Source organism: Herbaspirillum aquaticum, assembly GCF_002213425.1.
Lineage (GTDB): Bacteria > Pseudomonadota > Gammaproteobacteria > Burkholderiales > Burkholderiaceae_D > Herbaspirillum > Herbaspirillum aquaticum.
The window spans coordinates 154,667-174,815 of sequence record NZ_NJGV01000001.1 but is presented as its reverse complement, the minus strand read 5'-3'; the positions used below and the strand labels follow the sequence as shown (position 1 = coordinate 174,815).

Annotated in this window: 17 protein-coding genes; all 17 read right to left on the bottom strand. The window is 62.8% G+C overall.

Annotated elements, in window-relative coordinates:
- Positions 1-3 precede the first annotated feature (3 nt).
- Positions 4-987, bottom strand: a complete 984-nt coding sequence (locus tag CEJ45_RS00810) for a peptidoglycan DD-metalloendopeptidase family protein (RefSeq protein ID WP_088753363.1) — start codon at positions 985-987, stop codon at positions 4-6.
- Between the two features lie 221 nt (positions 988-1,208).
- Complete coding sequence (locus CEJ45_RS00805; RefSeq protein WP_088753362.1) at positions 1,209-2,174, bottom strand: protein-L-isoaspartate(D-aspartate) O-methyltransferase; 966 nt, start codon at positions 2,172-2,174, stop codon at positions 1,209-1,211.
- Positions 2,171-2,908 carry a 5'/3'-nucleotidase SurE gene (gene surE / locus CEJ45_RS00800; RefSeq protein ID WP_088753361.1) on the bottom strand — a complete coding sequence of 246 codons (738 nt, stop codon included), beginning with the start codon at positions 2,906-2,908 and terminating at the stop codon, positions 2,171-2,173. The genes CEJ45_RS00805 and surE overlap by 4 nt, the downstream gene beginning before the upstream one ends.
- Positions 2,909-2,980: 72 nt before the next feature.
- Complete coding sequence (locus CEJ45_RS00795) at positions 2,981-3,928, bottom strand: flagellar brake protein (protein WP_088753360.1); 948 nt, start codon at positions 3,926-3,928, stop codon at positions 2,981-2,983.
- 1 nt (position 3,929) lies between these two features.
- The gene (locus tag CEJ45_RS00790) at positions 3,930-6,143 is read right to left on the bottom strand and encodes a DNA repair helicase YoaA (protein ID WP_241517257.1); all 2,214 of its coding nucleotides are present in this window, start codon (positions 6,141-6,143) and stop codon (positions 3,930-3,932) included.
- Between the two features lie 150 nt (positions 6,144-6,293).
- Positions 6,294-6,500, bottom strand: coding sequence for a YdcH family protein (locus CEJ45_RS00785; protein ID WP_006463294.1), 207 nt, complete (start codon positions 6,498-6,500; stop codon positions 6,294-6,296).
- A gap of 101 nt (positions 6,501-6,601) precedes the next feature.
- Positions 6,602-7,573, bottom strand: a complete 972-nt coding sequence (locus tag CEJ45_RS00780) for a hypothetical protein (protein WP_088753359.1) — start codon at positions 7,571-7,573, stop codon at positions 6,602-6,604.
- 11 nt (positions 7,574-7,584) lie between these two features.
- Positions 7,585-8,682 (bottom strand): cell division protein ZapE, encoded by a 1,098-nt coding sequence (gene zapE, locus CEJ45_RS00775; RefSeq protein WP_088753358.1) that lies wholly within the window; start codon positions 8,680-8,682, stop codon positions 7,585-7,587.
- A 146-nt stretch (positions 8,683-8,828) separates the two neighbouring features.
- Positions 8,829-10,256, bottom strand: coding sequence for a dihydrolipoyl dehydrogenase (gene lpdA, locus CEJ45_RS00770; protein ID WP_088753357.1), 1,428 nt, complete (start codon positions 10,254-10,256; stop codon positions 8,829-8,831).
- Positions 10,257-10,377: 121 nt separating this feature from the next.
- Positions 10,378-11,619 carry a 2-oxoglutarate dehydrogenase complex dihydrolipoyllysine-residue succinyltransferase gene (gene odhB, locus CEJ45_RS00765; RefSeq protein WP_088753356.1) on the bottom strand — a complete coding sequence of 414 codons (1,242 nt, stop codon included), beginning with the start codon at positions 11,617-11,619 and terminating at the stop codon, positions 10,378-10,380.
- Between the two features lie 88 nt (positions 11,620-11,707).
- Positions 11,708-14,572 carry a 2-oxoglutarate dehydrogenase E1 component gene (locus tag CEJ45_RS00760; RefSeq protein ID WP_058896045.1) on the bottom strand — a complete coding sequence of 955 codons (2,865 nt, stop codon included), beginning with the start codon at positions 14,570-14,572 and terminating at the stop codon, positions 11,708-11,710.
- A gap of 368 nt (positions 14,573-14,940) precedes the next feature.
- Positions 14,941-16,242 carry a citrate synthase gene (gene gltA / locus CEJ45_RS00755; protein WP_088753355.1) on the bottom strand — a complete coding sequence of 434 codons (1,302 nt, stop codon included), beginning with the start codon at positions 16,240-16,242 and terminating at the stop codon, positions 14,941-14,943.
- A gap of 159 nt (positions 16,243-16,401) precedes the next feature.
- Positions 16,402-16,686 carry an FAD assembly factor SdhE gene (locus tag CEJ45_RS00750; protein WP_008329929.1) on the bottom strand — a complete coding sequence of 95 codons (285 nt, stop codon included), beginning with the start codon at positions 16,684-16,686 and terminating at the stop codon, positions 16,402-16,404.
- Between the two features lie 132 nt (positions 16,687-16,818).
- Positions 16,819-17,529, bottom strand: a complete 711-nt coding sequence (locus CEJ45_RS00745; protein WP_006463281.1) for a succinate dehydrogenase iron-sulfur subunit — start codon at positions 17,527-17,529, stop codon at positions 16,819-16,821.
- Between the two features lie 11 nt (positions 17,530-17,540).
- A complete protein-coding gene (gene sdhA / locus CEJ45_RS00740; protein WP_034333989.1) occupies positions 17,541-19,319 on the bottom strand; it encodes a succinate dehydrogenase flavoprotein subunit in 1,779 nt (592 codons plus the stop codon).
- 2 nt (positions 19,320-19,321) lie between these two features.
- Positions 19,322-19,687 (bottom strand): succinate dehydrogenase, hydrophobic membrane anchor protein, encoded by a 366-nt coding sequence (gene sdhD, locus CEJ45_RS00735; protein ID WP_088753354.1) that lies wholly within the window; start codon positions 19,685-19,687, stop codon positions 19,322-19,324.
- 2 nt (positions 19,688-19,689) lie between these two features.
- Entirely contained in the window at positions 19,690-20,100 is a 411-nt protein-coding gene (gene sdhC / locus CEJ45_RS00730; protein WP_034333991.1) for a succinate dehydrogenase, cytochrome b556 subunit, read from the bottom strand.
- Positions 20,101-20,149 lie beyond the last annotated feature (49 nt).

Below are 20,149 nucleotides of genomic sequence, written 5' to 3'. Positions count from 1 at the left end.
ACGCTAGCGTGGCGGTAAGTATTTTGAAGGATCAACAGGTTTACCCTGCTGGCGGATCTCGAAATGCAGTTTGACGCTGTCGCTGTCGGATTTGCCCATTTCAGCGATCTTCTGTCCCTTGGTCACCGCCTGGCCTTCCTTGACCAGGATCGTCTTGTTGTGGGCATAGGCCGACAACAGGTTGTTGGTGTGCTTGATGATCACCAGGTTGCCATAACCACGGATGCCGCTGCCGGCATACATGACCTTGCCACCTGCTGCTGCCAGGACGGCCTGGCCATCCTTGCCCGCAATATCTACGCCCTTCTTGCCACCTTCGAAGGTACCGACCACCTTGCCATCGGCCGGCCACATCCAGCTCACGCCTTCATCGTCGCCAGCGGCCGCTGGCTGGCTCGCCGCAGCCGGCTTGTCAGCTGCATGCGGGGCTTCCGGTTTGGCCGCTGCGGCGGGTGCCGCAGCAGGTGCCGCTGCCGGCGGGGCATCGGGCTTTTCCAGTTCAGCCAGGGCGCTGTCCGAATAGGCGCGCTTGTCGCCGCGCGGACCGGTCTTGTTGCTGCCCGAGGCCATCGGTGCTGCGGCCGGCGCAGCCGCACCCGGTGCGCCCAGCGGCTTCACATCCAGGGCTGCACCCGGTGCGGCAGCCACGGTCGCGGTCTGGGCCGATCCGGCACGGTCAGGCGGGGCCACGCGCAGCACCTGGTCAACCTTGATGTCGTTCGGGTTGGTCAGGTTGTTCCAGGCGACGATGTCGCGCCAGTTCTGCCCGACGTCCAAGGCGATGCGATACAGCGTATCGCCCTTCTTGACCGTGTAATAGCCACGTCCCGAGGGAACCGGCGCAGCCGGCGCGGCCACAGCGTCGGCCGGCTTGACGGTGCTGGTGGTGCGGTCGACGACGGGCGCCGGCTGCTGATTCGGTGTCGAGCCGCAGGCGGCCAGCAAACTGACGACACTGCCCAATACAGCCAAACGAATTTTCTTCATGCTCTTACGTTAGATTTTGTACGACGCTAGTTGACACGCAGCCAGCGCCAGAAGTTCATCAGGGAAATGCGGCCCCCTCGCCTGCCCATCCGCTCTTTTCATCGACCCGCGGCTTGGATGCTTGTGCTTGTTGCCGCCCGCTCCCTGTTCGATGATGCGTGGCGGACCTGATATCCGCCGTTTCTGCTCTTTGCGCCCCGCTCATGCCGGGCTTTGCCGGCCTACGCCGTTCCCGGCCGCAGCGGCACGAAATGGCACTGTTCCAGGGTGGTACGGCGCCAGTCGCGCTGGCCGACACGTTCAATCAGTTCCAGCACCTGCTGGCGCTCGCCCACCGGTGCTACCAGCCTGCCGCCGATGGCCAGCTGCTCCAGCAGGGCCTGCGGCACTTCGAGCCCTGCCGCCGCGAGGATGATGCCATCAAACGGCGCAACCTGCGGCAGGCCAAGCATACCATCTCCGTAATGCAAGCGGATGTTCGCCACGCGCAAGGGACGCAGATTGGTCTTGGCCAGTTCATGCAAGGGCTTGATGCGCTCGATGGAATACACCTCGCCCGCCACCCGGGACAGCACGGCGGCCTGGTAGCCGCAGCCGGTACCGATCTCCAGAACGCGGTCCAGGCGGCCGCCGTTGCGGTTCTGGCGCATCAGTTCGATCATGCGCGCCACGATATAGGGCTGTGAAATGGTCTGGTGATGCCCGATCGGCAGCGACGCATCAATATAGGCCTGGCTGGCCAAGCCGGGCTCCACGAACATGTGGCGCGGCACCGCCTCCAGCGCGGCCAGCACCTTGGCATCGGCCACGCCCTGCTTGGCCACGCGCGCCACCATGGCCTTGCGCACCGCTTCCGAGGCCAAGGGCGAGGCATGATGAGAAGCATTGGTCTGGGTCACCGTCATCACGTTCCTGACAGCCGTGCGCGGCACCGGGGCGGCGCTCAGCAGCGGCTGGGCCGGCGCCACCGGAGCGCGGGGCGGTGCCGGCGGCGGGCGCAGCGCCTGGGCCAGGCCCTGCTGCACCGGCTTCAAGGCCGCACGCTGCGAGGACTGGGCGGCGTTCTTGGCCGCGGTCTGGGTCGTGGCCTGGGGGCGGCCAGCCGCATCCCGTCCGGCATTGGCGGTCTTTTTCTTGTCGACCACCGAGGACAGGCTCAGCGGGAAGCGGCTGGGCTTGTCGCTCATGCAAGCGCTTTCTTGAGATTGTCCAGTTGTGCGGTGTGCGTCAGGTCGATCTGCAGCGGCGTGATGGAGACGTAGCCATTGGCCGTCGCGTGGAAATCGGTGCCCTCGCCGCCATCCTTGGCGGCCCCGGCCGGGCCGATCCAGTACAGGTCTCGGCCATGCGGGTCGGTCAGCTTGTGCACCGGCTCGGACATGTGGCGCTTGCCCAGGCGGGTGGCCATGCTGCCCTTGATCTGCGCATACGGCAGATTGGGGATGTTGACGTTGAGCAGGTAAGGCTTGGGCAGGCTGTCGAAGCGGCGCTCAACGATCTCGCGGGCGATGCGCGCGGCCGACGCCAGCTCGCCCCAGCCCTTGTGCAGTTGCGAAAACGCAATGGAAGGAATGCCGAACAGGAAACCTTCGGTGGCGGCCGCGACCGTGCCGGAATAGAGCGTATCGTCGCCCATGTTCTGGCCCTGGTTGATGCCAGAGACGATCAGGTCCGGACGCTCCTTGAGCAAGCCGGTCAGCGCCACGTGGACGCAGTCCGACGGCGTGCCATTGAGGTAATAGAAGCCGTTGGCGGCCTGCTCCACCCACAGCGGGCGATCCAGCGTCAGGGAGTTGGAGCTGCCCGAGCGATTGCTGTCGGGAGCCACCACGGTGATGTCGGCGATCGGTGCGAGGGCTTCTGCCAAGGCATTGATGCCGGGCGCGAGGTAGCCGTCGTCGTTGCTGATGAGGATTTTCATGGGCTGAATTTTAACCGAAGCAGAGCTTTGGACAGCCCCTCCTCCTGACATTCTCCTGCCCTGTTGCACCGGCTATTCCTGCAGCGTCAGTTCCTGGTAGACATAGGCCGACAGCACCAGCCTGTCGCGCACCGTCAGTTGGGCAAATCCCACCCCGTACTGATGGAAATCGGCCTCCCCCAAAGACTCCACCGCCCGCAGGACCACCGGCAGTTCCAGCGGCAACTGCTGGTCCGCCACCGAGGCCACGAAACGCAGCTTGCCTGTGACACCCTTCTTCGCTGCCACCTTGCCGGACAGCGAGGTCGCCACCACTGAAGCACCGGCCAGGCTCAGGTCGATCACGCTGGCCGCCAGCGGCTGGCTGCCATCCACCGCCAGATAGCCTTCTGCGCCCACGGCCACGCGGGTGGCCTGGCGGATGACGGTGGAACGTACCTCTTTAGGCAGCGAGATATGAAGATAAACGAAGGGCGTCTGTTGGTATTTCAGCAGTTGCGCCGCAAAAGCATAGGCACGGCGACCAGTCAGGGCACGCACCACGAAGGCCTGGCCCTCGCGCACGAAGAGCTGCTTGCCGTCCTTTTGTGGCGCCGTGACGAGGATGCTGCGGTTGGGCAGGCAGCCCACCAGTGACACCGCATAGCGCTGCGCGGCATCGTCGGCAAATTGCAGCCACAAGGTATCGCCAATCTGCCAGCGCACCTCGTCCAGCGTGATGACGGTTTCCTGGCCGCGCACTGCCGCAGAGGGCTTCAGGGGCTTCTTGCCGCCCTGTTTCTTGCGCAAGACATCGCGCGCCTGCGGCAGCGGCACGGATTCGGTATCCGGCTCGGCAATCCAGTGGGCATTGCGGTAAAGACCATTCTCGATCAGCCCGGCCAACTGGTCCGGCGTATCGATCAGGGTACCGCGGGCCAGCAGGAGTTTGCCGGCGTCGTTGTAGATCGGCCAGGGCGCGGGGCGGCCCAGGGCGAGTTCGGAGGCGCGCACGGGCACCAGCGAGGTGTGATCGGCCATCTCAGCTCTCCGCAGCAGCGTCCTCGCCGGCAGCGGCAGCGGCGCGGCGTGCATCCTGCTCCCGGAAGAAGGCCTGTACCACCTCCAGCTCGCGCGTGCGCTTGAAAGGCGGCAGGCTCTGCCAGATGCGGCGGCCATAATTCTTGGTGATGATGCGCGGATCACAGATCATCAGCACGCCACGGTCACCCTCGTCACGGATCAGGCGCCCGGCGCCCTGTTTGAGGTTGATGATGGCCGCCGGCAGCTGATGGTGCACGAAGCCGTTCAGGCCCTGTTTTTCCATCTCGCTGATACGGGCCGCCAGCACCGGATCGTCCGGCGGCGAGAACGGCAGCTTGTCGATGATGACCAGCGACAGTGCATCGCCGCGCACATCCACGCCTTCCCAGAAACTCTGGCTGCCGATCAGCACGCCATTGCCAGCGGCGCGGAAACGATCCAGCAACTCCGTACGCCCCGCTTCGCCCTGTACGAACAGCGGGAAGTCATGGCCGCGCGCCTCGAATTCGGAACGCAGCCGCTCGGCTGCGCGATTGACTGCACGCAGCGTAGTGCACAGGAAGAAGCAGCGGCCACCGGCAGCCTCGATGGTCGGCAAGGCGGCGTCGATGACGGCATCAGTGTATTCGAACGAATTGGGCTGAGGCAGGTTCTGCGGCACGTACAGCAAGCCCTGCTCGGCATAATTGAAAGGGCTCGGCCAGGATTGCGCCGGCGCATTCCACAGGCCCATCTGGGCTGCGTAGTGATTGAAATCTTTCTTCACTGCCAGCGTCGCCGAAGTGAAGATCCATGAACGTGGCGTACCCTCGCGCTGCTTGTTGAAGATGGGCGCGATCGACAGCGGCGTGCGGTGCAGCTGCAGCGAGGACTGAAAGGCTTCCACCCACAGCACGTAGAACGGTTTCTGGGCCGGCGGCTCTTCCTGCTCCTCGCCGGCTGCCTCCCGCTTGTTGTCGGCGGGCTTGGCCGCTGCCTTGGCGGCGGCTTCGGCCTGGATCTTGGCCAGCTCGTCAGGCGTGCCCCAGTTTTCCAGCTGGCGCAGCAATTCATTGGCGCGGTCGCGGCACTGCTCGATGGTCTCGGCACGTTCGGCCTGTTTTTCAAGCACGGCGATCATGTCGTCCATGCAATCCTTCAGGGTATCCAGCGCCGGGAAGAAGGCGCTGGACGGCGCAATCTGGTTCAGGGCCAGGCGCACCGATTCCTCTGGAAAAGCCAGCCGCAGATCGCGTGCCGCCCGCTCCACCGGCGCCACCAGGCGCGCCCAGTCGGCACCATCGCGGGCGTGCGACAGGCCTTCGGCCAGTACGTCGCGGCACAGTTCGAGAATCTGCGAGGTGGAAATGGTCTCACCGAAAAACAGGGTGGCCGTATCCGGCAACTGGTGCGCTTCGTCGAAGATGACCGTATTGGCCGAGGGCAGCAGTTCGGCAATGCCGGTGTCCTTCAGGGCTACATCAGCGAAGAACAGGTGATGGTTGACCACCACTACATCAGCCTGCTGCGCTTCCTTGCGCGCCTTCATGACGAAGCAATCCTGGTAGTACTGGCACTCAGCCCCGAAACAGGTATCGCGGGTCGAGGTCACCAGATTCCATACCGACGCCGTCTCCGGCACCTTGGTCAGCTCGGCCTTGTCGCCGGAGGAGGTGGATTTGACGAAGCGCGAGATCTCGCGCAGGTAGCCCACATCCTCGCGTGCGGTCAGGCGGCCGTTCTGGAGGGTACGCTCGAGGTGGAAGTGGCAGACGTAATTGCTGCGCCCCTTGAGCAGCGCCACCGAAACGGGCGCATGCAGAGCCTTGCGCACGGTGGGGATGTCGCGATTGAAGAGCTGGTCCTGCAGGGTCTTGGTGCCGGTAGAGACGATGGTCTTGCCACCCCACAGCAATGCCGGGACCAGGTAGGCAAAGGTCTTGCCGGTACCGGTGCCGGCCTCGGCGATCAGCGTACCCTGGTTGGCGATGGCGTCAGCAATGGCCTTGGCCATCTCGGTCTGGGCATGGCGTGGACGATAGCTGCCGACGGCACCGCCCAGCGGACCGCCTTCACCGAACAGGCGCTCGACCTCGGCATCATGGAGACCATGTTCTTCGGGCGCGGCGCCCTCCGTCTCGGCGGAAACGGTGCGACTGTCGACGTTGTGGGCGGGGGCTTCGGGAGCTGTCACTGCGGCAAACCTGTAGGAAAACACGTGCGGCGCGGGCATCGGCGATACCGGCGCGGCTTGCACGTCATTGGGAACAAGGCGCTATTTTACGCGGAGTCGGCGGCATACCCCCGACTCGCATGAAAGACGCAGGCCAGCAGGCCCGGAATGTCGAGAAGCGCACCCGCCACGGCAGGCGCGCAACGGGGTTCAGGCGGGAATATCGGGGACCAGCTGCATCTTCAGCAGTGCGATGTGGTCCTTCAGTTGCAGCTTGCGCTTCTTGAGGCGGCGTAGTTGCAGGTCTTCGGAACGGGCATCGCGGATGAGCATGTCGATCACGCTATCGAGATCACGGTGCTCGACTTCGAGTTCGATGATGCGGCGCTGGATGTCTTCGCGATGCGTACTGGTCATGATGGCGGCTGGTTGCTGATGTGCTTGCTAGTGTAATGCACCCGCAGGCCCACGCCAAATCGGCGTAGGCCTGCGGACGAAGGGGCCAGCGACAGGATGGCTTACTTGGCGGCGGGCTGCTGCGATTGCTGCTGTTGCTGTTGCTGTTGCTGTTGCTGTTGCTGCTGCTGTTGCTGTTGCTGATCCTGTTGTTGCTTCTGCTTGCGTTCGGCGCGTTCACGTTCGTTCTCGGCCTTCTTGCGCTCCACCTCCAGGCGGTGCTCCTCGGCCTCCTGGATGCGGCGCTGGCGTTCGGCGGCATTGGCTGCGCGCGACGGCGCACGCGCGGCTTCCTCGGCCTGCTTGCGCTGGACTTCAGCTTCATGCTGGCGCACACGATAATCGGCCGGCACGTTCTTGTTCTGGTCGATACGCTGCTGGACTTCGCTGTTCTTGGCACGACTTTCCTGTACCTTGCGGGCGGAATCGGCTTCCTTCTGCTTCTGGTCGGCCAGGCGGCGGGCGGAATCTTCCTCGTCCTTGGCCCGCTGCTCGGCCAGGGAGCGATCGCGGTCGTCCACGGTGGCCTGGCGCTGGAATACCTTGGCCTCGTATTCCACGGCCTTGATCCCCTTGTCGGTCATGCGCTTGCGGTCGCGCGCGGCCTCCAGGCAGTCCGCCACCAGGAACTTGGGATAGCAGGCTCGCTGGTCGAGGATGTAACGCAGTTCGGCGACCTGGCGGTCTTCTGCGGCTTCGTCCAGTGCTTTCTGCGCAGTTTCGTCGGACTTGATGGAGCCGGCGGGGAAACGTTGGCCGATCGGTTGACGGGCTTCCAGTTCATCGAAGCGCTCACGGCTCATGGAAGGCACCGGCGAGGCGGGCGCCGCCTGCGGGGCCGGGCTGACCTGCGGCTGGCCGCTGGCTTGCCCCTGCGCCTGCGCCTGTGCGGGCTGCGCGCCCGAGGCGGCGGTGGCCGACGCCTGCCCCTGCGCCGCGCTGGCACCGGCAGCCAGGGCCAGCATCAGGCCGCACAGGGAAGAGGTGACGCCCTTGGCGTCGGCAAAAAGACCTTGCATGGATTTCTTGTTCATCAGGTGGTTCTTCAGGAGAGGCTGTCGGCAATCGAGCGGCGATCCGCATCCAGGTATTCCTTCGACTGCATCTCAATGATACGTGAAACGGTGCGGTGGAATTCGTTGGAAAGGGTACCGACGGTGTAAAGCTCGTCCGGTTCCACCGCAGCCGACATGATGAGCTTGACCTTGTGGTCATAGAAGACGTCGATCAGCCAGGTGAAGCGGCGCGCTTCCGAGGACATGGCCGCGGACATGCGCGGAATGCCCGACAGGATCACCGTCTGGAACCGGCTGGCCAGTTCCAGGTAATCGTTCTGCGAACGCGGTCCGCCGCACAGCGTGGCGAAGTCGAACCAGATCGCACTGCCCGCGCGGCGCAGGGCGCGGATCTCGCGCGCCTCGATGTGGACGCGCGGATCTTCATCGGCCGCCTCGGCCACTGAGGCGAAGGCAGCGCGCAATTCTTCATCGGTCTTGGCGTTGAGCGGCGTGTGGTACACCTTCACCTGCTCCAGCACGCGCTTGCGGTAGTCGATGCCGGCATCGATGTTCATGACGTCCAGCTTTTCCTTCAGCAGCGCAATGGTCGGCAGCATGCGGTCGCGGTGCAGGCCATCCGGATAGAGCGTGCTCGGCTCATAGTTGGATGTCATCACGAAGGACACGCCGTGATCGAACAAGCCCTTCAGCAGGTTGTAGAGGATCATCGCATCGGCGATATCGGAGACGTGGAACTCGTCGAAACAGATCAGGCGGTACTTCTTGGCGATGCGCTTGGCGACTTCATCGAGGGGGTCGGAGATCCCTTTCAATTCATCGAGCTGGCGATGCACATCGCGCATGAACTCGTGGAAGTGCAGGCGCGTCTTGCGCACCACCGGCACCACGGAATAGAAGCTGTCCATCAGGAAGGACTTGCCGCGCCCTACCCCGCCCCACATGTAGACGCCACGCGGCACGGCCGGGCGGCTGATCAGGCGCTTGAAGGTGGAGGCGCGCTGGGCCTTGTAGGCGACCCATTCCTCATAGGCGCGCTGCAGGCGCTCGATGGCGCGCAGCTGCGCTTCATCAGGTTGATAACCGCGCTGGGACAGCGACTGTTCGTAGAATTGACGGACATCCATGGTGTGGTCTTGTAAAACGACAATGGGCGAGCCAGGCTCGCCCATTGGGTTGGCATCTCAATGCGCACTATGCGGGCAACTCGGACGCGACCAGCCCCAGGGGCTGGCCAGGCGTCGGCGACCCGTATTGTCGCACTGATCGCGCATCAGAAGTTCAATGCGCGCTTGTCCACGGCCAGGGCCGCTTCCTTGGTGGCTTCCGACAGCGACGGGTGAGCGTGGCAGATACGTGCGATGTCTTCGGACGACGCACGGAATTCCATCGCCACGACGGCTTCGGAGATCAGCTCGGAGGCCATCGGGCCGACGATGTGCACGCCCAGGATCTCATCGGTCTTGGCATCGGCCAGGAACTTCACCATGCCCGAGGTATCGCCCAGCGCACGGGCGCGGCCGTTGGCCAGGAACGGGAAGGTACCGGCCTTGTACTGCACGCCGTCGGCCTTGAGCTGCTGCTCGGTCTTGCCGACCCAGGCGATTTCCGGCGAGGTATAGATGACCCAGGGAATGGTGTTGAAGTTGACGTGACCATGCTGGCCAGCGATACGCTCGGCCACGGCAACGCCTTCTTCTTCGGCCTTGTGGGCCAGCATCGGGCCGCGCACCACGTCACCCACTGCCCAGACGTTGGGCAGGTTGGTCTTGCAGTCACCGTCCACGGCGATGAAGCCGCGCTCGTCCAGCTTCAGGCCCACGCCTTCGGCGTTGAGGCCAATGGTGTTGGGAGTACGGCCAATCGAGATGATCAGCTTGTCGAATTCGCCGGTGTGAGCTTCGCCCTTGGCATCGGTGTATTCCACGGAGACGCTGTTCTTGCCGGTCTTGATGGCGCCGATCTTCACACCCAGGTTCACGGCCAGGCCCTGCTTGGTCAGCAGCTTGTGGGCTTCCTTGGCGATCTGTTCATCGACGGACCCCAGGAAAGTCGGCAGCGCTTCCAGCACGGTCACTTCCGCGCCCAGGCGACGCCAGACAGAACCCATTTCCAGGCCGATCACGCCGGCACCGATCACGCCCAGCTTCTTCGGCACTTCAGAAATGGACAGTGCGCCGGTATTGGAGAGGATCAGCTTTTCGTCGAATTCGGCGCCCGGCAGTGCACGGGCGTTCGAACCGGTTGCCACGATCACGTGCTTGGCAGTGATGGTTTCTTCGGCAGCGCCGGCGACCTTGATCTCGTAGCCATTGGCATCGCCCTTGACGAAGGAGCCACGGCCGTGGAAGAAGGCGACCTTGTTCTTCTTGAACAGGTACAGGATGCCGTCGTTGTTCTGCTTGACCACGGTGTTCTTGCGGCCCAGCATCTTTTCCAGGTTCAGGCCCAGGCCCTTGACTTCGATGCCGTGCTCGGCGAAGCCGTGGCTGGCGTGCTCATAGTGTTCCGAGGATTGCAGCAGCGCCTTGGACGGGATGCAACCGACGTTGGTGCAGGTGCCGCCGGGTGCGGGACCGCCCTTTTCATTCTTCCATTCGTCGATGCAGGCGGTGTTGAAGCCCAGTTGCGCTGCGCGGATGGCGGCGATGTAACCGCCGGGGCCGCCACCGATGACGACTACGTCAAAATTCTTGCTCATGTGTGTATTCCTGATTCGTTGTGCGCATCCGCTTTGGTCTCTTGGTCCAAAGCGGATGCAAAAAGGCGCTGAATGCCTGGGGGCCGTTCAGCGCCTCGCTCACGCCGTGATGGCCGGTTGCTTACAGATCCAGCAGCAGGCGTGCGGGATCTTCCAGAGCTTCCTTGATCGCGACCAGCGACAGGACGGCTTCGCGGCCGTCGATGATGCGGTGGTCATAGGACAGCGCGAAGTAGTTGATCGGACGGACCACGACCTGGCCGTTTTCAACCACAGCGCGTTCCTTGGTGGCGTGGATGCCCAGGATCGCCGATTGCGGCGGGTTGATGATCGGGGTCGACAGCATGGAACCGAAGGTGCCGCCGTTGGAGACGGTGAAGGTACCGCCCGACAGTTCTTCGATGGACAGCTTGCCGTCCTTGGCCTTCTGGCCGAATTCACCGATCTTCTTCTCGATGTCAGCGATGGACATCTGGTCCGCATCACGCAGGATGGGCACCACCAGGCCGCGCGGCGAACCGACGGCCACGCCGATGTCGAAGTAGCCGTGGTAGACGATGTCATTGCCATCGACCGACGCGTTGACGATCGGGTACTTCTTCAGGGCGTGCACGACTGCCTTGACGAAGAAGGACATGAAGCCCAGCTTGACGCCGTGTTCCTTCTCGAACTTGTCCTTGTACTTGTTGCGCAGGTCGATGACCGGCTGCATGTTGATTTCGTTGAAGGTGGTCAGGATGGCGTTGGTCGATTGCGATTGCACCAGACGCTCGGCCACGCGGGCACGCAGGCGGCTCATCGGCACGCGCTGTTCCGGACGGCTTTCCAGGCCAGCCTTGACCGGTGCGGCCACTTGCGCCAGGGCCGGCTTGGCAGCGGCAGCAGGTGCGGCGGCGGGAGCCGACAGGGCACCCAGCACGTCGCCCTTGGTCACGCGGCCATCCTTGCCGGTGCCGGTGACTTGCGAGGTCGACAGGTTGTTGTCGGCCAGCAGCTTGGCAGCGGCGGGCATGGCGACGTCGCCCTTGGAGGCCAGCTCGGGAGCGGCAACCGGGGTCGGTTCGTTGGTCGATTGCGGTGCCGGGGCAGCCTTGACTTCGGTCGGGGCCACTTGTGCGGAAGCGTCGGTGTCCAGGATGGCGATCACTTCACCGGCCACGACGGTGGCGCCGTCGGCCTTGATGATCTGGGTGATGACGCCGGCGTCCGGCGAGGGCAGTTCCAGCACGACCTTGTCGGTCTCGATGTCGATCAGGTTTTCGTCACGGGCAACCGGTTCGCCAACCTTCTTGTGCCATTGCAGCAGGGTTGCTTCGGCAACGGATTCCGACAACTGCGGGACTTTTACTTCGATTTGAGCCATTTTCAGGATTCTCCGATTTTCGGGTGATTTCGTTCTTATGGAAACAGGGACGCACTGCCCTCGCAGCGCGTCCCGTTTGCATCGATGATTACTTGGTCAGCACAAAGCCCTTGAGCTTGGCGAAGGCGGTTTCGATCAGTGCCTTTTGCTGTGCGTAGTGCTTGTCGTAGTAACCGACTGCCGGCGAGGCGCTGGCCGGGCGGCCTGCATAGGCCAGCTTCTGACCTTCGGAGAGATTCTCGAAGATGTTGTGCTGGATCTGCAGCCATGCGCCCTGGTTCTGCGGCTCGTCCTGTGCCCACACCAGTTCGTTGAAGTTCGGGAACTGCTTGAGGGCAGCGGCGAACGCCTTGTGCGGGAACGGATACAGCTGCTCGACGCGGATGATGGCCGTATCGGTCTGGCCACGTTCCTTGCGGGCGTTGACCAGGTCGTAGTACACCTTGCCCGAGCAGGCGACGATGCGCTTGACCTTCTTGGCGTCGATGGTTTCATCGACTTCCGGGATCACGGTCTGGAACGAACCCTTGGCCAGGTCGGACAGAGGGGAACCGGCATCCTTGTTACGCAGCAGCGACTTCGGGGTCATGATGATCAGCGGCTTGCGGAACAGGCGGATCATCTGGCGACGCAGCAGGTGGAAGATCTGCGCAGCGGTAGTGGGCTGCACGACCTGCATGTTGTTGTCGGCGCACAGCTGGAGGTAACGCTCGATACGTGCCGACGAGTGTTCCGGACCCTGGCCTTCGTAGCCGTGGGGCAGCATCTGCACCAGGCCCGAGGCACGGCCCCACTTCACTTCGCCGGAGCTGATGAACTGGTCCATCACGACCTGGGCACCGTTGGCGAAGTCGCCGAACTGGGCTTCCCAGATGGTCAGGGTGTTCGGTTCAGCAGTCGAGTAGCCGTATTCGAAGGCCAGCACGGCTTCTTCGGACAGCACCGAGTCGATCACGGTGAAGGTGGACTGGTTCTCGGCCACGTTCTGCAGCGGGATGAAGGTACCGGCATCCCAACGCTCGCGGTTCTGGTCGTGCAGCACGGCGTGACGGTGGGTGAAGGTGCCACGGCCGGCATCCTGGCCGGTCAGGCGCACGGCATAGCCGGAGGACACCAGGCTGGCGTAGGCCAGGTGTTCGCCCATGCCCCAGTCCAGGTTCATTTCGCCACGGCCCATGGCAGCGCGGTCGTTCAAGACCTTCTCGACCAGCGAGTGCACCTTGAAGCCTTCCGGCACGGAGGTGATCTTGGTGGCCAGGCGCTTCAGTTCAGCCAGCGGGACGGCGGTTTCGGCCGCGTCGGTCCACTTGCGGTTCAGGAACGGCAGCCAGTCGACGGCGTACTTGCTCTTGAAGTTGGTCAGCACCGGATCGATGGCGTGCTTGCCGGCGTCCATCGCGGCGCGGTAAGCCTTGACCAGTTCTTCGCCGCCATCGGCGGGGATGGTCTGCTGGGTCACCAGCTTGTCGGCGTACAGCTTGCGCGTGCCGGGGTGCTGGGCGATCTTCTTGTACATCAGCGGCTGGGTCAGAGCAGGGGTATCTTGCTCGTTGTGGCCCAGCTTGCGGAAGCAGATGATGTCGACCACGATGTCCTTCTTGAACTTCATGCGGTAGTCGACAGCGATCTGGGTGGCGAACACGACGGCTTCCGGATCATCGCCGTTGACGTGCAGCACCGGGGCTTCGATCATCTTGACCACGTCCGAGCAGTACAGGGTCGAACGGGAGTCGCGCGGGTCGGAAGTGGTGAAGCCGATCTGGTTGTTGATGACGATGTGAACCGTGCCGCCGGTGCCGTAGCCACGGGTCTGTGCCAGGTTCAGGGTTTCCATCACCACGCCTTGGCCGGCGAAGGCGGCGTCGCCGTGCACCAGGATCGGCAGCACTTGCGAACCATCCTTGTCGCCGCGGCGATCCATACGGGCCTTGACCGAACCCTCGACCACCGGGTTGACGATTTCCAGGTGGGACGGGTTGAAGGCCAGCGACAGGTGGACCGGGCCGCCAGGGGTGGAGACGTCGGAGGAGAAACCTTGGTGGTACTTGACGTCACCGGCCGGCAGGTCGTCAGCGTGACGGCCTTCGAATTCGGAGAACAGTTCCTGCGGGGTCTTGCCCAGGATGTTGACCAGCACGTTCAGGCGGCCGCGGTGGGCCATGCCGATCACGATTTCCTGCACGCCCTTTTCACCGGCGCGCTGGATGGTTTCATCCAGGGAGGCGATGAAGGACTCGCCGCCTTCCAGCGAGAAGCGCTTCTGGCCGACGTACTTGGTGTGGAGGTAGCGCTCCAGGCCTTCTGCAGCGGTCAGGCGCTCCAGGATGTGCTTCTTCTTCTCGGAGGAGAAGCTGGGCACGGCACGGGTCGGCTCCAGGCGCTCTTCCAGCCAGCGCACTTCCGACATGTCGGAAATGTAGGTGAACTCGGCACCGATGGAGCGCGTGTAGGTGTCGCGCAGCATCTGCAGCAGGTCGCGCAGGGATGCGGTTTCCGGGCCGAAGTAGGTATTGTTGATGTTGAACACGATGTCCATGTCGGCATCGGTGAAGCCGTAGAAGGAGGGATCGAGTTCGGGGATGTTGGGGCGTTCCTGGCGTTGCAGCGGGTCCAGGTTGGCGAAACGGGAACCGAGGTCACGGTAGCCGGCGATCAGCTGGGTGACAGCGACGCGCTTGCGGCCCATGTCGGAGTCGGCGGAAGCGATGACGGTGCGGATCGGGCCTTGCTTGGCACGTTCGGCGAAGGAAGCGATCACCGGAGCGTGGGCCACATCGGGACGGGTGGAGCCGTCGGTGGCGGGGACGTGTTGCACGGCGTCGAAGTATGCACGCCAGTTGTCAGGGACGGAGCCGGGGTTGTTCAGGTAGGCTTCGTACAGTTCTTCGATGTACGGAGCATTCCCACCGAACAGGTAGGAGTTGATGTTGTATTGCTCGTAGAGCTTTGTCATTTGCTCACCTTTCTTCGCGCTTCGCGAGATTAGCGGGTTTCTACACCTTCCGCGACACGGCCTGACCGGTTAGCGGATTGCATCAAGTTGTGGGGGAAGGACCTTGTCTACCTGAACTTCTGTGTGTCATCCAGTCAGCGCATCGGAATTATATCTCCTAATATCAAATAAAAAAGCGAATCCTAAAGGATTCGCTTTTTTATTTGAAACATGAAGCAACAGGCGTTTCCACCCACCAACGCCCGCCCGCAAAGCCTTGCTGCGCGGGCCTCGCTGCCCTCCTCCGATCACTCCCGGAAGACGGGAAACGTGGCGTTGGCGACGCGTTTGTTGTCCGCCCGACAAGGCAGGCGGACAACATCCGGCAATCAGCGCTTGTCGATCGGGGGAACGTCGCGGCGCGGCGAGCCCACGAACAGCTGGCGCGGACGACCGATCTTCTGTTCCGGATCCGAGATCATTTCGTTCCACTGGGCGATCCAGCCGATGGTACGGGCCATGGCGAAGATGCAGGTGAACATCGAGGTCGGGATGCCCAGGGCGCGCTGCACGATGCCGGAGTAGAAGTCGACGTTCGGGTACAGCTTGCGGGAGACGAAGTAGTCGTCTTCCAGGGCGATCTTTTCCAGCTCCATGGCCAGCTTGAACAGCGGGTCGTCGTGCAGGCCCAGTTCGTTCAGCACTTCGTAGCAGGTTTCGCGCATCAGCTTGGCACGCGGGTCGTAGTTCTTGTAGACGCGGTGACCGAAGCCCATCAGCTTCACGCCCGAGTTCTTGTCCTTCACTTGCTTGATGAACTCGGGGATCTTGTCCACGGAACCGATCTGTTCCAGCATGTTCAGTGCAGCTTCGTTGGCACCGCCGTGGGCAGGGCCCCACAGGCAGGCGATACCGGCGGCGATACATGCGAACGGGTTGGCACCGGAGGAGCCGGCCAGACGCACGGTCGAGGTCGAGGCATTCTGCTCGTGGTCGGCGTGCAGGATCAGGATGCGGTCCAGTGCGCGCACCAGGACTTCGTTGACCTGATACTCTTCGCACGGATTGGCGAACATCATGCGCATGAAGTTGGCCGTGTAGGACAGGTCATTGCGCGGGTACACGAAGGGCTGGCCGATGCTGTACTTGTAGGCCATCGCCACCAGGGTCGGCAGCTTGGCGATCATGCGGATGGCCGAGACTTCGCGGTGGTTGGCGTTGGAGATGTCCAGCGAGTCGTGGTAGAAGGCCGACAGCGCGCCCACCGAGCCGGTCAGGACGGCCATCGGGTGCGCATCGCGGCGGAAGCCACGGAAGAAGAAGTTCATCTGCTCGTGCACCATGGTGTGCTGGGTCACGGTCTTGACGAATTCTTCCTTCTGGGTGGTATTGGGCAGTTCACCGTGCAGCAGCAGGTAGCAGGATTCCAGGAAGTCGCAGTTCACTGCCAGCTGTTCGATCGGATAGCCGCGGTACAGCAGTTCGCCCTTGTCGCCATCGATGTAGGTGATGGACGAGTTGCAGGAAGCGGTGGACATGAAGCCCGGGTCATAGGTGAACTTGCCGGTGGCGCCGTAGAGCTTGCGGATATCGATCACATCAGGGCCGATACTGCCCTTGTAGATAGGAAAATCTACGGACGGGGAGCCGTCGGAGAACGACAGGGTAGCTTTGATATCGGTATTGGACATAGCTTTTCCTTTTGCTGGGATGGTGAAACCGTTAATCAAACGCCGCGACCGCAAGCCGGGCGTCATCGTGGTTCAGATGCGCCGGGTGGCGAGTGGGAACAGGCCGCGATCGGGCAAAATCGGTCTGGCTTGTGGCCAGGCGCAATATTCGTGCAACAGTCAGGCAGTACGCAGTTTCTTCAGCAACGCATGCACTTGGGGCAGGTCAACCGCCGCTTCGGGCTCCTTGCGGGCCAGCAGCAAGTCCATCAAGTCGTTGTCGGTCAGGTCCATCAGGCGCGAGAAGGCATCCACCTCGTCGTCGCTCATCTGCGCCTCGTTGGCGTCGAGATAGCGGGTGAGGATCAGATCGTTCTCCAGCAGCCCGCGGCGCGCACGCCAGCGCAGTCGCGCCCGCTTGGCCGGATCATCCTGGTGACGCTGTTCAGTCATGAACTCGCTCATTTCTAGTCTTTCCATTCACTTCAACCGGGCCAAAACTGAAGGAACCGGTCGGGGAAGCCGCTTGCAGCCCTGCTCCCCCTTGCTGCCGCCCGCCATGCACGGCGGGTCTGGCAGGCAACACGCCGATCCGGCTTACACCGAACGGCGCACCATCAGTTCCTTGATCTTGCCGATGGCCTTGTTGGGGTTCAGACCCTTGGGGCAGACATCGACGCAGTTCATGATGGAACGGCAACGGAACAGGCGATACGGGTCTTCCAGGTTGTCCAGGCGCGCGCCGGTGGCTTCGTCGCGGCTGTCGGCGATGAAGCGGTAGGCTTGCAGCAGGCCAGCGGGGCCGACGAACTTGTCCGGGTTCCACCAGAACGACGGGCAGGAAGTCGAGCAGCAGGCGCACAGGATGCACTCGTAGACACCATCGAGCTCTTCACGCTGTTCGGGCGACTGCAGGCGCTCCTTTTCGGGAGGAATGCTGTCGTTGATCAGGTAGGGCTTGATCGAATCGTATTGCTTGAAGAAGTTGGTCATGTCCACGATCAGGTCGCGGATCACCGGCAGGCCAGGCAGCGGCTTCAGAACGATGGGTTCGGTCAGCTCGTTCAGGTTGGTGATGCAGGCCAGGCCGTTCTTGCCGTTGATGTTCATGGCGTCGGAACCGCACACGCCTTCGCGGCAGGAGCGGCGCAGCGCCAGGGAATCGTCGACGTCGGACTTGATGCGTTGCAGGGCATCGAGCAGCATCTTGTCGGTGGGCTTCAGCTCCACCGTCAGGTCTTGCATGTACGGCTTGTCGTCCTTGTCCGGATCGTAACGATAGATCTTGAATTTCAGGGTGCGAGTCATGTTGCGACCTCTTAGAAAGTACGTGCTTTAGGTTTGAAAGTCTCGACGGTCAGCGGCTGCATGTTGACCGGCTTGTAGTCGAGACGATTCCCCTCGGAGAACCACAGCGTATGCTTGAGCCAGTTCACGTCGTCGCGCTGCTCGTGGTCGCTTTGCGCGTGGGCGCCGCGCGATTCCTTGCGGGCTTCGGCCGAGGTGATGGTGGCCTTGGCGGTTTCGATCAGGTTGTCCAGTTCCAGCGCTTCCACGCGGGCGGTGTTGAAGACCTTGGACTTGTCCTTGAAGGAGACGTGCTTGCGACGCTCGTCCAGTTCCATGATCTTTTGAACGCCTTCCTTCAACAGGGCATCGGTACGGAACACGCCGCAGTACTTCTGCATGGTGGCGCGGATGTCGTTGGCCACGTCCTGCACACGTTCGGAACCGGTGCTGCTTTCCAGGTGAGCGATGCGTTCCAGCGAGCGGTCCAGGGCGCCGGCCGGGATCGGCTTGTGGCTCTGGTCCTGCAGGCGGCTGCCGACGATGTGGTTGCCGGCTGCGCGGCCGAAGACCACCAGGTCCAGCAGCGAGTTGGTACCCAGGCGGTTGGCGCCGTGCACCGACACGCAGGCGCATTCGCCGATGGCGTACATGCCCTGCACCACTTCTTTCATCGAACCACCCTTGGGCGCGACCACCTGGCCGTGGATGTTGGTGGGGATGCCACCCATCTGGTAGTGGATGGTCGGCACGACGGGGATCGGTTCCTTGGTCGCGTCGACGTTGGCGAACTTGTGGGCGATTTCCAGGATCGAGGGCAGGCGCTTCTTGATGGTGTCTGCACCGATGTGGCGCAGATCCAGCAGCACGTGATCCTTGTGGGGACCGACGCCGCGGCCTTCCTTGATTTCCTGGTCCATCGAACGCGAGACGAAGTCACGCGGGGCCAGGTCCTTCAGGGTCGGCGCATAGCGCTCCATGAAGCGTTCGCCGTTGCTGTTGATCAGGATGCCGCCTTCGCCGCGCACGCCTTCAGTGATCAGCACGCCCGCGCCGGCCACGCCGGTCGGGTGGAACTGCCAGAATTCCATGTCCTGCAGCGGCAGGCCGGCACGTGCCGCCATGCCCATGCCGTCACCGGTGTTGATGAAGGCATTGGTCGATGCCGCCCAGATACGGCCTGCACCGCCGGTGGCGAACAGGGTGGTCTTGGCGTGCAGCATCATGATTTCGCCGGTTTCCATTTCCAGCGCCACCACGCCGAGGACATCGCCCTCTTCGTTGCGGATCACGTCCAGCGCCATCCACTCCACGAAGAAGTGGGTCTTGGCGCGCACGTTGCGCTGGTACAGGGTGTGCAGCAGCGCGTGACCGGTACGGTCTGCGGCCGCACAGGCGCGCTGCACCGGCTTTTCGCCCAGGTTGGCGGTGTGGCCGCCGAAGGGACGCTGGTAGATGGTGCCGTCCGGGTTGCGGTCGAAGGGCATGCCGAAGTGTTCCAGCTCGTAGACAGCCTTCGGAGCTTCGCGGCACATGAACTCGATGGCGTCCTGGTCGCCCAGGTAATCCGAGCCCTTGACGGTGTCGAACATGTGCCAGTACCAGTTGTCTTCGGACATGTTGCCCAGCGAAGCGCCGATGCCGCCTTGGGCAGCCACGGTGTGCGAGCGGGTCGGGAAGACCTTGGACAGGACAGCGACATTCAGGCCGGCTTCGGCCAGTTGCAGCGAGGCGCGCATGCCGGAGCCACCGGCGCCGACGATGACCGCGTCAAAGCGGCGGGTAGTGATGGCGGATTTGATAGCAGCCACGATTAGTTTCTCCAGAGAATCTGCGCAGCGTAGCCAGCGCAACCGATCAGCCACACGATAGTGGCAACTTGCAGGACCAGGCGGGTACCAACGGGCTTGACGTAGTCCATCAGGGCGTCACGCACGCCGATCCAGGCGTGGAAGAACAGCGCCATGAACACGGCAAAGGTGGCCACCTTGAACCATTGATGCGAGAACAGCGCCGCCCAGCCCTGGTAGCTGAAGTTGGTCGAGGTGAAGAAGCACACCAGCAGGATGACGGTGTAGACAGCCATCACGACGGCAGTCGCGCGTTGCGCCAGCCAGTCACGCAGGCCATAGTGGGCGCCGACGACCAGGCGCTTGGGTCCGATGTTGTTATCAGCCATTTTCAGAACACTCCGAACAGTTTCAATGCGACCAGGATCATCAGCGCGATGCTGACCACCAGGACAGTTGCCGAGGACTTGCGTGCGCTGTCCTTGTCCAGGCCAACGTGGTTGTCCATGATCAGGTGGCGGATGCCGGCGCAGAAGTGATGCAGGTAGGCCCAGGACAGTGCCAGGATGACGAGCTTGACGAACCAGCCCGAGACGAAGCCCTTGAGATAGGCGAAAGTACCTTCCGAGAGCAGGCTGCTGTCCAACAGGAACAGGATGAAAGGCAGCATCAGGAACAGGAACAGACCGCTGATGCGGTGCATGATCGAGACCAGAGCGGCCAAGGGCATGCGATAGCCGGCAATTTGGGTTAGGTGTATGTTACGAAATTGCGGCCGTTGTGGTTTAGCGGCTTCAGACATACAAGGTTCTCCTCAGTTTAAAACAATCATGCAATTTTCGCCGATTTTC

Excerpts from the sequence above, each read along its gene's own strand:
- CEJ45_RS00780 (WP_088753359.1), bottom strand. The coding sequence starts at position 7,573 with ATGAACAAGAAATCCATGCAAGGTCTTTTTGCCGACGCCAAGGGCGTC.
- CEJ45_RS00790 (WP_241517257.1), bottom strand. The coding sequence starts at position 6,143 with ATGCCCGCGCCGCACGTGTTTTCCTACAGGTTTGCCGCAGTGACAGCT.
- CEJ45_RS00760 (WP_058896045.1), bottom strand. The coding sequence starts at position 14,572 with ATGACAAAGCTCTACGAGCAATACAACATCAACTCCTACCTGTTCGGT.
- CEJ45_RS00810 (WP_088753363.1), bottom strand. The coding sequence starts at position 987 with ATGAAGAAAATTCGTTTGGCTGTATTGGGCAGTGTCGTCAGTTTGCTG.
- surE (WP_088753361.1), bottom strand. The coding sequence starts at position 2,908 with ATGAAAATCCTCATCAGCAACGACGACGGCTACCTCGCGCCCGGCATC.
- sdhC (WP_034333991.1), bottom strand. The coding sequence starts at position 20,100 with ATGTCTGAAGCCGCTAAACCACAACGGCCGCAATTTCGTAACATACAC.
- CEJ45_RS00785 (WP_006463294.1), bottom strand. The coding sequence starts at position 6,500 with ATGACCAGTACGCATCGCGAAGACATCCAGCGCCGCATCATCGAACTC.
- CEJ45_RS00795 (WP_088753360.1), bottom strand. The coding sequence starts at position 3,928 with ATGGCCGATCACACCTCGCTGGTGCCCGTGCGCGCCTCCGAACTCGCC.
- lpdA (WP_088753357.1), bottom strand. The coding sequence starts at position 10,256 with ATGAGCAAGAATTTTGACGTAGTCGTCATCGGTGGCGGCCCCGGCGGT.
- odhB (WP_088753356.1), bottom strand. The coding sequence starts at position 11,619 with ATGGCTCAAATCGAAGTAAAAGTCCCGCAGTTGTCGGAATCCGTTGCC.
- gltA (WP_088753355.1), bottom strand. The coding sequence starts at position 16,242 with ATGTCCAATACCGATATCAAAGCTACCCTGTCGTTCTCCGACGGCTCC.
- zapE (WP_088753358.1), bottom strand. The coding sequence starts at position 8,682 with ATGGATGTCCGTCAATTCTACGAACAGTCGCTGTCCCAGCGCGGTTAT.
- CEJ45_RS00750 (WP_008329929.1), bottom strand. The coding sequence starts at position 16,686 with ATGAGCGAGTTCATGACTGAACAGCGTCACCAGGATGATCCGGCCAAG.
- CEJ45_RS00805 (WP_088753362.1), bottom strand. The coding sequence starts at position 2,174 with ATGAGCGACAAGCCCAGCCGCTTCCCGCTGAGCCTGTCCTCGGTGGTC.
- sdhD (WP_088753354.1), bottom strand. The coding sequence starts at position 19,687 with ATGGCTGATAACAACATCGGACCCAAGCGCCTGGTCGTCGGCGCCCAC.
- CEJ45_RS00745 (WP_006463281.1), bottom strand. The coding sequence starts at position 17,529 with ATGACTCGCACCCTGAAATTCAAGATCTATCGTTACGATCCGGACAAG.